This window comes from Paenibacillus amylolyticus (assembly GCF_003719335.1).
Lineage (GTDB): Bacteria > Bacillota > Bacilli > Paenibacillales > Paenibacillaceae > Paenibacillus > Paenibacillus amylolyticus_D.
This window is the reverse complement of record NZ_RIAS01000005.1, coordinates 306,393-320,996: the sequence shown is the minus strand read 5'-3', so window position 1 is coordinate 320,996 and position 14,604 is coordinate 306,393. Positions and strand designations below refer to the sequence as shown.

The 14,604-nt window shown below is 45.9% G+C and carries 15 protein-coding genes; 3 read left to right on the top strand and 12 right to left on the bottom strand.

Annotated elements, in window-relative coordinates; all coding sequences use genetic code 11:
- Positions 1 to 3: 3 nt before the first annotated feature.
- The 4 genes from plsX to EC604_RS12150 all read right to left on the bottom strand — a co-directional run bounded on the left by plsX (position 4) and on the right by EC604_RS12150 (position 2,690).
- The gene (gene plsX / locus EC604_RS12165; protein WP_123064418.1) at positions 4 to 999 is read right to left on the bottom strand and encodes a phosphate acyltransferase PlsX; all 996 of its coding nucleotides are present in this window, start codon (positions 997 to 999) and stop codon (positions 4 to 6) included.
- Positions 996 to 1,544 (bottom strand): transcription factor FapR, encoded by a 549-nt coding sequence (gene fapR / locus EC604_RS12160; protein WP_240036837.1) that lies wholly within the window; start codon positions 1,542 to 1,544, stop codon positions 996 to 998. The genes plsX and fapR overlap by 4 nt, the downstream gene beginning before the upstream one ends.
- Positions 1,545 to 1,944: 400 nt before the next feature.
- The gene (gene rpmF, locus EC604_RS12155; RefSeq protein WP_090923906.1) at positions 1,945 to 2,118 is read right to left on the bottom strand and encodes a 50S ribosomal protein L32; all 174 of its coding nucleotides are present in this window, start codon (positions 2,116 to 2,118) and stop codon (positions 1,945 to 1,947) included.
- Positions 2,119 to 2,183: 65 nt separating this feature from the next.
- Positions 2,184 to 2,690: a YceD family protein gene (locus EC604_RS12150; protein ID WP_090923907.1), complete on the bottom strand. Its 507-nt coding sequence runs from the start codon at positions 2,688 to 2,690 to the stop codon at positions 2,184 to 2,186.
- Between the two features lie 511 nt (positions 2,691 to 3,201).
- Between EC604_RS12150 and hmpA the strand changes: the two genes are divergently transcribed.
- Both hmpA and EC604_RS12140 read left to right on the top strand, forming a co-directional pair.
- Entirely contained in the window at positions 3,202 to 4,437 is a 1,236-nt protein-coding gene (gene hmpA / locus EC604_RS12145; RefSeq protein ID WP_123064416.1) for an NO-inducible flavohemoprotein, read from the top strand.
- A 351-nt stretch (positions 4,438 to 4,788) separates the two neighbouring features.
- On the top strand, positions 4,789 to 6,033 hold the full coding sequence (locus EC604_RS12140) for a nucleotidyltransferase (RefSeq protein WP_123064415.1): 1,245 nt from the start codon (positions 4,789 to 4,791) through the stop codon (positions 6,031 to 6,033).
- A 342-nt stretch (positions 6,034 to 6,375) separates the two neighbouring features.
- On the opposite strand, the gene EC604_RS12135 is transcribed toward EC604_RS12140, so the two are convergent.
- Positions 6,376 to 7,416: a SepM family pheromone-processing serine protease gene (locus tag EC604_RS12135; RefSeq protein WP_123064414.1), complete on the bottom strand. Its 1,041-nt coding sequence runs from the start codon at positions 7,414 to 7,416 to the stop codon at positions 6,376 to 6,378.
- A 265-nt stretch (positions 7,417 to 7,681) separates the two neighbouring features.
- Between EC604_RS12135 and EC604_RS12130 the strand changes: the two genes are divergently transcribed.
- On the top strand, positions 7,682 to 9,016 hold the full coding sequence (locus EC604_RS12130) for a nucleoside recognition domain-containing protein (protein WP_123064413.1): 1,335 nt from the start codon (positions 7,682 to 7,684) through the stop codon (positions 9,014 to 9,016).
- Here the strand turns inward: EC604_RS12130 and coaD are convergent.
- From coaD to EC604_RS12095, 7 genes are all read right to left on the bottom strand, one after another.
- Positions 8,994 to 9,500, bottom strand: a complete 507-nt coding sequence (gene coaD, locus EC604_RS12125; RefSeq protein WP_123064530.1) for a pantetheine-phosphate adenylyltransferase — start codon at positions 9,498 to 9,500, stop codon at positions 8,994 to 8,996. The genes EC604_RS12130 and coaD overlap by 23 nt on opposite strands.
- Before the next feature lies 1 nt (position 9,501).
- Positions 9,502 to 10,113 carry a 16S rRNA (guanine(966)-N(2))-methyltransferase RsmD gene (gene rsmD / locus EC604_RS12120; RefSeq protein ID WP_123064529.1) on the bottom strand — a complete coding sequence of 204 codons (612 nt, stop codon included), beginning with the start codon at positions 10,111 to 10,113 and terminating at the stop codon, positions 9,502 to 9,504.
- Positions 10,114 to 10,490: 377 nt separating this feature from the next.
- Complete coding sequence (locus EC604_RS12115) at positions 10,491 to 11,273, bottom strand: hypothetical protein (protein ID WP_123064412.1); 783 nt, start codon at positions 11,271 to 11,273, stop codon at positions 10,491 to 10,493.
- A gap of 848 nt (positions 11,274 to 12,121) precedes the next feature.
- Entirely contained in the window at positions 12,122 to 12,988 is an 867-nt protein-coding gene (locus tag EC604_RS12110) for an AraC family transcriptional regulator (protein ID WP_429350550.1), read from the bottom strand.
- Positions 12,989 to 13,258: 270 nt separating this feature from the next.
- Positions 13,259 to 13,696 (bottom strand): hypothetical protein, encoded by a 438-nt coding sequence (locus EC604_RS12105; RefSeq protein WP_123064410.1) that lies wholly within the window; start codon positions 13,694 to 13,696, stop codon positions 13,259 to 13,261.
- Positions 13,697 to 13,721: 25 nt separating this feature from the next.
- Complete coding sequence (locus tag EC604_RS12100) at positions 13,722 to 14,006, bottom strand: hypothetical protein (protein ID WP_151458072.1); 285 nt, start codon at positions 14,004 to 14,006, stop codon at positions 13,722 to 13,724.
- A 117-nt stretch (positions 14,007 to 14,123) separates the two neighbouring features.
- Positions 14,124 to 14,429: a hypothetical protein gene (locus EC604_RS12095; RefSeq protein WP_090923916.1), complete on the bottom strand. Its 306-nt coding sequence runs from the start codon at positions 14,427 to 14,429 to the stop codon at positions 14,124 to 14,126.
- Between the last annotated feature and the right edge of the window lie 175 nt (positions 14,430 to 14,604).

The window sequence follows — 14,604 nt, the reverse complement described above, 5'->3', positions numbered from 1 at the left end:
CACTCACTTCCCACTAATTTCCTTAGATATGCTGTCCACCAACTGGTTTTGTACTGCAATCCGTGCCTGACGCACGGCATTTTTAATCGCATTGCCATCCGCGGAACCATGACTTTTGACGACCAATCCGCTCAAACCTAGTAATGGGGCACCGCCGTGCTCCGTATAATCAAGCTTGCTCTTAAGTCCGCGTAATTCAGGCATGAGCACCGCCGCAGCCAGTTTATTTTTGAAGGATGAGGTAAACTTTTCTTTGAGCAGGCCGAAAATCGCTCCTGCCGCACCTTCCAGTGATTTCAGCAAGATGTTGCCGGCGAACCCGTCACACACCAGCACATCACAGGCACCAGTCAGTACATCACGCGCCTCTACATTCCCCACAAAACGAATCGGAAGCTGTTCTAACAGCGGATAGGCATGTTTGGTCAGTTCGTTGCCTTTGCCTGGCTCTGTACCCACGTTGAGCAATCCCACTCTTGGAGATGCAATACCTTGTACTTTTTGCCGATACAAACTGCCCATCAGCGCGTATTGTGCCAAATGTTCCGGCTTAGCATCCATGTTCGCACCAAGGTCTAGGGCAAGTACACCTACTTCATCCATCGTAGGAATCATGGGGGCAAGTGCAGGACGTTCAATCCCGTCCATCCGGCCTACAACAAGCAAACCAGCCGTCATTAACGCTCCTGTATTCCCTGCCGAGATCATGGCATCGGCTTCCTTCTCTTTAACCATACGTCCGGCTACAACCATGGAAGAATCCTTTTTGCGCCTTACTGCCTTTACCGGTTCATCATCTGAACCAATCACTTCGGAAGCGTGCCGAACGCTCAAGTTGGCCGGTCTAGCTCCAGACTGACTTAAAAGAGGTTCAATCTTGGCTTCATCGCCAACCAGGACGATCTGTGTATCCGCCCATTCCGCAGCCGCGGCAATAGCCCCTTCTACGGTTGACGCAGGAGCATGATCTCCTCCCATGGCATCAATGACGATTTTCATTCCAAATGACCTCCTTCTTTGCTGTCTTCTCCACCTGAATGATAGATCACAAAATTACCTTGGAACACCATTTCTTCACCAACATAGGTGAACACTTCAACTTTGGCTTTCCCCTTCTGACCGGGAATTGATTTCACATATGCTTTGGCAATACACTTTTCTCCCAAACGAACAGAGCGAACAAAACGTATATCTGCCGAAGCGGTTAACGCAATCTCATCATTAATGACAGCGACTGCAAGTGAATTCGCTTGTGCAAAGACATAGTGCCCGCGGGCAATACCTGTTCTTGAAAAAACATGTTCCTCTTTGATCTCAAATAAGGATATCCCGCTCTTGTCCAGCTGTAAATCCACAATATCACCGATAATCTCATGCAGGGGCAGTGATCGCACCTGATCATACGAGCGCTCCGCCATCAGTTTCATCCGTTCCCGAAGCTCCGGTATGCCAAGTTCCAGCCTGTCAAGACGGATCGTCTGGATACTTACCTTCAATTGACGTGTAAGCTCCTGATCTGTCACAAACGGATTCTCGTCTATCATTTTGGTTAACTGCTGTTGCCTCTGTCTCTTCGGTAAACGCTCGATGCCTGACACCCCCCGCTATATCGTTTCCAGAACCCACCTTGTTGGTTAAGTTCACTCTTTCAAACCTACTTCTTTATATGCTGTAGCCCTGCTTATTCAGAGAGCTTGTAAAATAAAAGTTTATGATGATCTGTATGTAACGTCAAATCTTAGAACCTGGTACTAAACTATAGTATATCTCATCCTTTGTCAAAAAGAAAGGCTAGTATAACAAATTCACATCACTTCATCAAAGTACTAAATGAACATATGTACCACGCATACAAACTCGCTCGAACAAGCGTATTCGTTCGCTTTTTCTTCACACAAAAAAGCAACACCCCATCGAAATGAAGTGTTGCTTGATGTGTAGCTATTATTGAGAGATGATCTCTCTTGCTTTGTACGTTCCGCACACTTTGCACACGTGGTGAGCAAGCTTCAATTCGCCGCATTGTTCACATTTCACCATGCCCGGTACAGCCAATTTAAAGTGAGTGCGACGTTTGTCGCGACGCGTCTTGGACGTTCTCCGTTGAGGTACTGCCATTATTCCCACCTCCTTATCAAAATCAACCTTTGCAGGTAGTTGTTACGTTCGATTTTCAATCATGCTCATTTAAAAAAATCCTTGAGTCCTGCAAGCCGCGGATCGATAACCTGGTTATCACAACCGCAGTCACCTTCGTTTAGCTCATGGCCACACTTAGGACAAAGTCCCTTGCATGTCTCGCTACAGAGCGGTACAAACGGAAGATCCAGCAGAAAAGCTTCCTCGGCATAACCTTTCAGATCAACGCTATCCTCATCCACATAGAGAGTATCGTCGTCCTCAGATAATTCCTCTGGTTGTTTTCCCTGCTTGAATTGCTCATGAAAATCAATATGAAAATGTTCACTTAGCGGCTTGAGACAACGGGAGCATAACATGTCCACTCCTACTGTCAGTTTGCCATGAACATCCACAACGTTCTCCTCTCTGATCTCTGCAGACAAATCCGCAGTCAGCGGGGTAACGGCTGTGATATCTTGTCGGTTAGAAACCAGATGTTTGATATCCCACTGTTCGTTAAAGCGCAGGGGGCGATCACTGGTTGCCACTTTGCGAAATGGCATTATCATGTTCTATCACTCCAAACGAAACCAATTTCATAAATAGTTGTCTAACGAATGGCGGCAGTATACAGTACAAGACGATCCTAATATGTGCGTTCATTCCTGACTGTATGTATGCTATCTGTCACTCACAAAAGATTTATGAAACTGACTTAACAAACAAAAATCATTATACCGATTTTCCAAGAGGTTTGTCAACACTTTTAACTTTACACCCTTTCTGGAAAACGATCACTCCGATTAAACCGTCACATCTGATCTATTATAGACCTACTCCATCATAACTACAAGTCATCTCTAACACTTATACTTATGATTCTATCCCTTACTTATATCTGATACTCTCCACTCCTCACATCGGTCACCAATCGTTAACGATTGGTGTGATCTATGTCACACAGGTCCCTAAACCCGATACCTATACTTGTTGTAGATTCAATCACAGAGCAAAATTTCACAACCATTTTTATAACAATCTATCATTGATATTCCAAAAAAATATCGGGAGGGAAATTACATGTTAAGCCAACAAACGATTGACGTGATCCAATCTACTGTACCCGTACTTGAAGTTCATGGAGAAGCCATTACACGCCATTTCTATCAAACGCTGTTTACGGCTCATCCGGAGCTATTAAACATTTTCAATCATGCAAATCAAAAACAAGGTCGTCAGCAAGCGGCACTCGCCAACATGGTTTACACCGCGGCACTGCACATTGATAACCTCGCGGCTATTTTGCCAGCCGTCCGTCAGGTTGCTCACAAACATCGCAGCCTTGGCATTGTACCTGAACAGTACGCTATCGTCGGCACTTACCTGCTTCAAGCCATCGGAGATGTGCTCGGCGAAGCTGCAACCGATGAAATTTTAGCTGCTTGGGGCGATGCTTACCAAGTGATTGCCGATGCCTTTATTGGTATTGAGCAGGATATGTATAGCGAAGCCGCAAATCAAACGGGTGGATGGGACGGTTTCAGAACCTTCAAAGTTGCGAAGAAAGTGCAAGAAAGCGAACTCATCACTTCGTTTTATTTGATACCGGAAGATGGCAAGTCTATCTCTTCGTACAAGCCAGGACAGTATATCAGCATTAAAATTCAGCCTGCCGGACAGGAATTCACCCAGATTCGTCAGTATACCCTTTCCGACGCACCTGGCAAACCCTATTATCGTATATCCGTGAAACGTGAATCAGGCGGATCGGATCGTCCTGACGGTGTAATTTCGAATTATCTTCACAATCATATTACAGAGGGAAGCCTGGTCGAACTCTCCGCTCCTGCGGGTGATTTCATATTGGATTTAGAAGATCCGCGTCCTGTTGTGCTGTTAAGCGGAGGTGCAGGCATAACCCCTATGGTTAGCATGCTAAATACACTGGTGGAGTCGGATGATCAGCGTTCCATTACCTTTCTACATGCTAGCCCAAACGGCTTATCGCACGCGTTCCGCGATCATGTAGATCAACTGTCTCAGGAGCATGTTAATCTTAACGCGCACTATTGTTACACCTCTCCTGCTGATTCTGATCTGGAAAATGAGCTAGTTTATAAACGGCGATACATGGATGCGGCTTGGCTTCGTCAAGTCATTCAAGAACCGGATGCGAACTATTATCTGTGCGGCTCTGTCACGTTTATGCGTTCGGTATATGCAGAGCTCCTGTCCATCGGTGTTGCATCAGATCGTATCCATTATGAATTTTTCGGGCCAAAAGCCAGTCTTGTTCCTGCTGCGGAGAATGTGTGAGCATAAAATACAGCCGAAGAATGTGTAAAATTCATCTGGCGAGCACAAAAATGGATTTCGGGGAAGTGGCGGTTACTTCTTAGGTCGTTCCTTAGGCAGTTTTTCTTATGGGAGTTTTCTTAAAGATAATCAGGGCTAGGGCTATATTTCAGGTACAGGCAGCATCTGCGGATGCTGGTTCTGTGCCTTTTTCATCATTTGCTCTAATGCCAGCTCTACTCTATGATGAAAGAGGTAAAATGAGCTTTGACGGTGAACAGACTATTTATATCTAATATTGTAAAAAAGTCATGACCCGCGTGATTAACGACCCTATGGGAGATTTTAACGCGGCAGGAAGGAGTAACGCTCGTGAAAGCTGTAGGCGTTATTGTGGAATATAACCCGTTGCACAACGGACATGTGCATCATCTGAATGAATCACGGCGGCTAAGCGGAGCAGACGCCGTTGTTGCCGTGATGAGCGGCCCTTTTCTCCAGCGTGGCGAACCCGCCATCGTTGGTAAAAGGGCACGCACCGAGATGGCGCTCCATGCTGGCGCCGATCTCGTGCTTGAACTGCCGGTTGCCTACGCGGTTCAACCGGCGGAGTGGTTTGCCTTTGGTGCGGTATCGTTGCTGCACCGCACCGGGGTTGTGGACTCGCTCTGCTTTGGCAGCGAGTCCGGCGACATCGACAGCCTGCAGCGCATTGCGCGCGTGCTGGCTGTGGAGCCCGCAGGGCTGCGCGAGGATATCGCGCGCCGCCTGCGGGAAGGCGCCAGCTACCCCGCCGCGTACGCAGGCGCGGCGGCGGCGCTGGCGCCCGGCGGCGTCGATGCTAACGACGCCGCGGCACTGCTGGAGCAGCCCAACAATTCGCTTGGGCTGCACTACCTCATCGCGCTGCAACGGCTGGGCAGCGCGATCCAGCCCTTGACGGCGGCACGTACCGGTGCCGCCTATCACCAGGCGACGCCCGGCCCGGGGGCGATCGCCAGTGCCACAGCTGTCCGCCGCCTGTTGCTGGCGGACGGGCCCAACGCCGCCGCACCATACGTGCCGGCGGCAACACTTGCCATTCTGCATCGCGAATGGCAAGAAGGACGCGCTCCCATGCACTGGGAGCGCTTTGCCCAGCCGCTGCTGCACATCGCGGCTACCCGCCGTGCCTCCGAGCTGGAACGCATCGCCGAAGTCACGGAAGGGCTAGAGCATCGGCTGATGCGAACGCTCGCCCAGCTCCCAGAGCCTTCCGTCGAAGCTCTCCTGAATGCACTCAAAACCCGCCGTTACACGCGCACCAAACTGCAGCGCATGCTCGCCCACATGCTCCTGAACCACACGAAGGACGAGTGTTCACCAGAGCAGTTAGCCACCGGCCCCGGATATCTGCGTGTCCTCGGCTTTACTTCAACAGGCCAGAGTCTGCTCAAACAGATGAAAAAAACAGCCTCCCTGCCTGTGGTAACAAAGCCATCCACGTTTGATCATGCTCAACTGGAGTTGGATATCCAGGCGCAAGCCGCCTATGCTCTTGCCCATGACCAAGAGGATTCGCGCAACATATCACGCATAATGTATAGCGACTACTACGAATCACCCATGAGAATCTGATTCATCTCGCCCTATGAATCAAAGCTACAACATGCATAAATGCCAATAGGATGCAAACCATAAAACCAACTAAAAATCCCCTGTGCCCAGCCTTTGGCTGTCATCACAGGGGATTTCGTCATTTCGTCCTTTTTAAAAGCAATGGCTTACACGGATATCCTACCAATGCATAACACTTATCGTAATATTCAACCTGACCTTGGTACTCACTTTTACATCGTTCTTCTCACTGATTTACGCTCTTCTTTAATGAATCTCCTGTTTTCCAGCGTACCTTCATATTTTAAAAGAGGCCACTGTCCAGGCTCTTCTAAGCCCAATCTTAAGACAATCTCATTCCACTTACGACTTTACAGACATGGTGTTCAGGTAAGTCAGAGCATCATCAAGTGTGCTAACGGGCACAAGCTTCATAGGGGTGTTGATTTCTTTTGCTTTGGCCTCGGCTTCTTTATAATTATCTTTCGGTACAAAGAAGATTTCCGCCTTTTTACGGTCAGCAGCGACAATTTTATGCTGCACACCGCCAATCGCTCCTACAACACCATCTTTCGTAATCGTACCTGTACCCGCAATCCGGTGTCCCTTGGTCAGATCACCAGGAGTTAACTGATTGTAAATCTCTAACGTGAACATTAACCCGGCAGAAGGACCCCCTACCTGTGTGCTTGAAAATGTGATTTGTTTGTTCGGGTCTTCCGGCTTCACCTTCTGCACCGCGCCAATCATTACTCCAAGCCCAGTTCGCATCTTGCCTGTCTTGCTGTCTTTCACCTCAACCAGCGTGATATCCCGGCTAATCGTTTCACCGCCGCGCTCCAATTGCATCTCCACTGTATCCCCGGCTTTTTTCCCCTCCAGCTCTTTGGCAAGCACATTATTATCCGGTGTAGCTGTACCGTTCACACCCAGAATAATGTCTCCAGGTTCAATATCCCCATCCGGTTTGGGATTTTCCGAAAGACCAAACACAAAGATGTGCTCAGGCACAATGGAGTATGTAATGCCCGCTTTCTCATAGGCCGCTTCCATGGCAGAGGATTGCGAATCACTCATGAACCAGACCTGTTCAGCGGAGTATTCCGCTTCGCTTTTGCCACGCAGACGATCTTCCTTTTTATCCAATTGCGCATTTTTATCAAAGTACGAAGTAGCTAGCAAAAATAAATTGGCATACGTCGCCGACACGGTGGTCATCATGAATACGCCCTTTTCATCTTTGTCACCGTCCTTCACGGTAACCATCGGTTTAACTTCATCCGCGCTGCCAGGCGTATAAATAATATACGGCGTTGGCATGTACACCGTAAGATAGACAATCAGAGCCACCGCGATCACATAGATCGAAGCTCTGAAACCACCTGTTTTCCGGAACCGATTCATCTCATGAGCCTCCGTTCTTTATCTCTCTACAAGCTGAATCCACTCCACAAGAGTTGCTTTCCTGTAATTATTCAGCTCATCTTATTACATATGATTACAATCCAAGTCTAACACCTTGTTGTTCCTGCATACAATGGTACAGGCCGGATAGGCCGCAGTATGATTCGCCGTCTATCCGGTCAAGGCCGAACCGTTTACGAACGTGATTCGGCCGTCCATTGTAATCCCAATGCCCGAGAGGCGTTAATTGATATGAGGTGAAACGATGACCGTATCCAGTGAAGCTCGAAGTCCCGGTTTGGTACGAACTGTATTCCTAAGCACTAGTGCATTCATGCTGGTTGTTGCGATAGTTGCATCTCCGAAAGAAGCCTTCGACGCATCCATTCAGGGACTGGACATCTGGTGGAAAATTGTCTTTCCAGCCCTGTTGCCGTTCCTGATGTTATCCCAGATGCTGACCGCGTTTGGCTTTACCCACGCCTTGGGGGTTCTGCTAGAGCCCATGATGAGGCGCTTGTTCAAGCTGCCAGGCCATGCCGGCTTCGCTCTCGCTGTGGGCATGTGTGGAGGCTTTCCAGCCGCCGCAGATGCCGTATCTCGATTAGTCAAGGATCAACAAATGACCGCCAGGCAGGCGGTTATTATTGCGGCAGCAGCTCATTTTGCCAACCCCATGATGATTCTGCTTGTTGTTGGAGGTGCTTTTCTACATAACCCTGCTGCCGGATATTTTCTCCTCATTATACACTGGATTAGCGGCTGGATTGCAGCCGCGGTTGCCATTCGTTTCATCCCTGCATCCCTAAAAAAAAATCTTGTACCAGACCCCATATCATCTAACAAAGCTGTCCATTCTCTCTCACCAGCCCAAAATCAAGCAGAGACCGAAATGAAGCAACTGCATCCCTTAGCTCAGAATTCTCAGAAACTTCGCATCGGTTCGCGTATGTTGCTCGCCGCTAGAGAAGCACATAGCCGGGATGCACGAGGTTTTGGCAAATTACTGGGTGACACCGTATCTCAGGCCGTACAGATTCTAATGTTAACTGGAGGGTATATCATCGTTTTTGCAGTATTCATCCGGTTGCTCTCACTCTACCTGACTCCCGGTATTTCAGCTGCAGTCTGGCCTTCTGTGCTGGAGCTTCACTTAGGGACATACCACATTAGCAAAACAGCAATAGCACCCGCCCTACTGATGGCATTCCTGGCAGGTGCGCTTGGCTGGGGAGGCGTATGCTCGCATTTGCAAGTCTCATCGATGCTAAGAACAGCCATGCCTGGACTGCAATCCATGCTATTTTTCGTTATCGTTCGATTAGGACATGGGTTAGCTGCCTTTGGCCTTACCCTCTGGTTGTGGGAACCATTCAGCCGTTATACCACAGAAGTATCGACCACGTGGCAGACCACTGCAGTGGAGCGCTCAGACTCTTTATTCTATTGGCCGTTTCTGGAATTTCCAGACACCATAAGTACATGGCAACTCATCTGGAACAGCTTCCCTGCAGCAGCCCTAAGTCTCGCTTTACTTCTTGGGGTAATGATTAGTCTCTCGGGCCTTACCTTATGGATTAACCGCCTTTTTTCCCGCTGATCTTCTGGCGAAGCGCAGCTTCAACTTCAGGCGATACCAGATCCGTTACATCACCATGATAGTGGGCGATTTCTTTAACGATACTGGAACTGAGGTAGGAGTATTTCGGGTTAGTCATCATAAAAATCGTTTCCGCATCCGGGTTCAACTTGCTGTTGGTCGACGCGAGCTGCAACTCATACTCGAAATCGGTTACGGAGCGAATACCGCGAACGATAACCGACGCTTCCTTTTGCCTTACATAATTAGCCGTCAAGTCACGGAAGCTATCCACTTCCACATTCGGCAGGTGGCTGGTTACAGTAAGGATTAGCTCTTTGCGCTCTTCTACGGTGAACAGTGGATTTTTACTCATATTGTTCAAGACAGCGACGATGACACGATCAAACTGTTTCGACGCTCTCGCAATAATATCAAGATGCCCCATCGTTACGGGATCAAAGCTTCCTGGATATACGGCAATGCGTTCCTGCCGCTGAATCATTTCAGTCATGAGGAGCCTCCTCTTCTGTGATGCGGTTTTCTTGCTCATCTTCTGCCGCAACAGGTACATAATCGTATATGGATACCGCTGTCTCTCCGTACACCGCTTTGCGCGTTTGTTCAAACGGGCCAACTTGCTCCGGGTATTCATGTTTGGATTCATACTCCAACACGATGGTTGCACCTTGGGTAAGCAGTTCCAGTTCGTGCATCGTTAACATCAACTCGTGTCCGTTCTTCATGCGATAGGGCGGATCGAGAAACACCAGATCAAAGGTTGTATTGCGTTTAGCCAGCGCTTTGAGCGCCCGACCCGCATCATTACGATATACAGCCGCCTGATCCTCCAGCTTCGTAGCCTTCAGATTCGCACGGATTACTTCAATACTTTTCGATTCCAGATCAACAAAAACAGCCTTGTCCATGCCACGGCTGAGTGCCTCAATCCCGAGACCTCCACTGCCTGCAAACAGATCCAATGCTGCTCCGCCCTCAAAATAAGGGCCAATCATGCTAAACAACGCTTCCTTCACCTTATCAGTGGTTGGACGCGTACCTGTGCCGGGAACAGCCTTCAGCGGCCTGCCCTTCGCACTTCCAGATACCACTCTCACGAATACGTCACCTTTTCTCTCTATGTACATATATTTATTCTTAAAGCTATCGTACCACACTCCGGTTCCGTTTGAAAAATACTCTTGGCCAATATGTATAAAAAGGAAACCCTTGGGCCATTCTATAATTATCGACATCACAAGTGTCGTAGACAACCGCGGAGAAGACTTACGTTTCCCCATAAGCTCTTCGTCCGGTTTCTCCTCTCCCATGAAAAGTAGACCCTCGAAAGAGGGTCTATTTTTGTTGAAATACATATCATCTCTCCGCAGTTGAGTTCTGATTGGGAACGTCCTTTAATAGTTCTTTTTTTATCTCTGTTTAACGAGGGTAATACCCAGGAGCTAATATGTCTTTTAGTTTTTATAAAGATTAATTATCTGCACAAAACCTTGTATGGTGTTAGATACCCTTCTTGCTGAGCAAAATACATAGCGTTTACAGCCGTACCTGCAAGACCACTATACTGACCAGGTGCAAAATCATATACATCAGAGATAAGAAAGGACGGGGTTTTCGTCCAGTTAAAATAATGTATTGCATAATAAAGATCTCTGTCTATCTGGCCTCCCGAATTAGGAAATTCTCCCGAACCTGATCTCGCGGAACTTGCCAGTATCCTTTGAGTTACTGAAGAACTTCTAACACGAGAGCCGTAAGCTGGACTGTAGTTAGACATATAGATTGTATTATCTTTAGCATGTAACAATAATTCTGCAGATAAAAGGTACCCTTGTGATCCAAACCAACTAGCAATTGCTGCAACTGCTGGAGCGTAAATCGACCCTTGTGCCTGCAAAGTAATGTTATTTTTTTTATTTGTCGATAAGTCCCCATTTTTATAATTTTTATAGTCTGTTGATAAGTCTCCAATTGTACTAACTAGTTGTTCCAACTTTTCGATCTCTTTGAGATCAGAACTCCCTTGTTTTTGCTGTTCAAATAAAAGAGCGAGGTCTGTTAAACCTGCTTCAATACTAGTCCCTTGTTTCTCAAGATCCTCTTGTATTAGAAGTATACTCTCCTCAAGATGTTGATTCATACTATTGACAGTTGACGCATTGGAACTAGGCATGGCATCCGAAACTGCACTTGAAGCAAATAGAGTGCTAAATGTAAAGGAAACGGTCAATAATAGCTTAAATATTTTACCTTCCATTTCAAAATCCTCCATTTGTTTAATTTTTAATATTATATAGTTTTGCTCTATTGCACTTGAATCTGTGAAACTACTCAGAAGATAAGAAAACCTGAGATAGACTTGTCGTTGAAGAGGCTACCTTCGAGAAAATTTGCTACAAATTGATGTATACTCGTTTTGGATGATAGCGCACATTTTGCTACTAAGATTCATACTCCGATACGAACAAAACCTGTTTTGGCTGGTTTTGATATCGTCGAGGATGGGAGCGGACAAGCGTCGCTTGGTTAGACACGGTCTTGGTCTCCAAGCTCTCTCCATGAGTTTTCAATCAAACCACAACCCGTTACAAGGACTAACTAATTGAGATAGAATTTCACTGATCCAGGGTCTACATCGAAATCACCTCCTTACATCACTATCTTCTTCAGCAAAATGAAAGTTTCTTAACCTTTGATATTTTTTTCTATATTATTAGAATTTTTTCTAATATTTTCTATTTACACTTTGTATACTAGTACATTGGAAATAATAAGACTATGAACTTTGTCGCTACAATTGGTGAATTGTTAAAGGTTAAGTCACCTTTGATTATTTAGTAGGAGTAGGAAGAATAATAAAACTATTTATTAGCCTAAAAGATCATAGCAACGCAAAAAAAGAATCGTTCCTTAGTAAAATAGACATATCACTCTCTCACTTAGTGGAGAGTGTTTCTTGTAATATCATGACACGTAAGAAATAGTCGGTTGTCAAATCGGTGGACAAAGCAGTAGTTAGTGCTTTTGAAGACGTAGAAGCCAACGTTCTTACAACAAAAAGAAGCTCTCATACGAGAGCTTCTTTTTGTTTGTAGAGTGGATAAATCATTTCTTAAATCTTTTAATGCCTTCTGCAATTTTACGAACCGGAATCCATACCTCGGTGATGAAATTTTGATGTTGATCATCCACCCAGTAATATTTCTCTATGCAGGGTCCTTCCACTTGTTCAAAACTCGTTGACGGGAACCACTCGGTGTAGATCCGTTTCCAAACATTCAAAATACTCAAATCAATCTCGACATCATCTGCCATCTTACCTCCACTGTCAAAAACGGCATAAGTTTGATCAGGTATATGAAGAACGGTAAATTCATCCGATACCTGAATGCCCTCTGGCACCTCTGCTCCCATTAAATAACGCTTCGAACCATCCTCAGCGAAATCATAATGATAACCATATAACAATGTTCCATCCGGTCTCTCTAACAACTCGAGTATCTGAGCATGAGTCCCATCTTTCCAAATGCCCTCCACAAATACGGGTACCTCTTTATACGCATCTTCATGGATGAGAACGCTTTTTCCAAATACAATAGAGCCTTTTTCCTCGACAATTCGATAATTCATCTCTGATTCCCCTCTAACCTGAATTTGAAAGGAGATTCGAGGGAATGCTTTAAGTTTCACATTCATTTTCTTTGCCTCAAGAGGTGTTACCCCATGCATCCTTTGGAACGCTTTTGTAAATGCTGCTGGACTGTCATAACCATACTTAAGTGCAACATCAATAACTTTACAGTTTGTCCCTGCTAACTCCTGAGCGGCAAGTGTGAGACGTCTATTTCTTACGTACTGGGTAACGGTTACGCCGGTTACTGCATGGAACATTCGCTGAAAATGGTATTTCGAACTCATGCCTGCCCTAGCTATATCTTCAATCTCAATCGGTGAATGAAGATGTCGTTCCACATAATCAATGGATTGGTGAAGTAATTTGAATATTTCCAGGATCTCTCATCTCCTTTCTTCTACAGTGTAAAAGAAACCTTAATGATCTTCTTGTTAGGAGATGCTATCATTTGTCTATTCAAAGAGCTTAAAGATTAACTCTCATATGTATTCGTTACCTTGTTCCATTTTGATAATCGGAAGAACGAGAATAGGAACGCCCAGTCTTGCCTCACGTACATGTGTACGTTTCATTCTCGCCCGATTTCCACAGTACACAATACAGATATTTCACGATCTATACTTCTCTTCAAACTCCCCCAGATCTGCTTGCTCTTCCGTCTGTAGCCACCCAACCTCTTTAAGCCACATCCCCATATCAGCAATAAATTCATCGGTGTCCAGACCATCTATCTTATACTTCTTTATCTTTTCGATGAGGAATGTATACAACGCATGGCTTAATGCATATCGCTGCCTGCTTTTACTCCAAGTCTTATAACGGTCTTCACTAACCGTCATATCGAAATAGATCACTTTTTCTGCCTTCACATGTCTGACGCTTGATTTGCGTCCGTAATCTTCCGGCAGACAGCGGAACACAAAATACAATTCAATATTACATGAAGCATACTTTTCAGCGGCTTTATCAAAAACAGACTGCAACTCATCAGATAGCTCGCTAACTTTGGTCAGCCCTGACGTATCCGTTGTTTTGCTCAGAATCAAAGCACACCCTCCTATCCACAACAACTTAAGTAAATTCTTGTTTAAGGCGTTCTCTTTGTTTACGATTCGAAATACGCATATTGATTAACGGTGCGATAAGCAATATAGACGGTAAGATCGTAGAAGTTGATCCCCATCGAATGCCTTGGAACACGACAAATATCAAAGCAAGCCCGGTTATAATCTCCAACATTTCTAATTTAGTTAACGTCACTTTAAACGCTCTTTTTGAAATAAAACGAATCAATACATAAGCCAGCAAACTATAGAAGGCTAACATGCCCAGCAACGCAAGAGCAACAAGAAACATCGTCATTCCGAATCACTCGACTCTCATTTTTCCTTAATTTTACCACAGAAGTAGGATTATGTATCCTGATCTGTCTACGTACTCTGGATCACCAGAATACCCTTCACTTCACAACTTTCATTTCTCTTCCGTCACAATCGTTGCATTATAGATCACAACACGTTTGCCATTCAGATCAAACAGCACTTTATTTCCGTACTCCGTATCCTGCACATCAATCTTGCCCTCGTACGTTTGAATCAGTTCACCCGAATTGCTGTACACCTTCACTACCCGTTCTAAACCACCTGCGTTATTGGATCTCATCGTTTTAAGTGCGCGTTCACCGGAAGCCGTATTAAAATACCAAATAAATGATCCTACAATGATTCCCAGAACGGCTATCACCGTCACCCATACCCCCGTTTTTGCTTTCCTGCTCATTCTGTCCCCTCCTCAGTATCTTTGTCCAGTACTCTACGAGAATGGAGCGAGAACGGTTTCAATAAGGGAAAACAAAAAAACAGAGGCCCCATCCAAGGGAACCTCTGCATTTGATATGATCACGCTTCAAGCCAAGTTACCGCTACATTGACACGGGTGGCAACATCACCTGTTG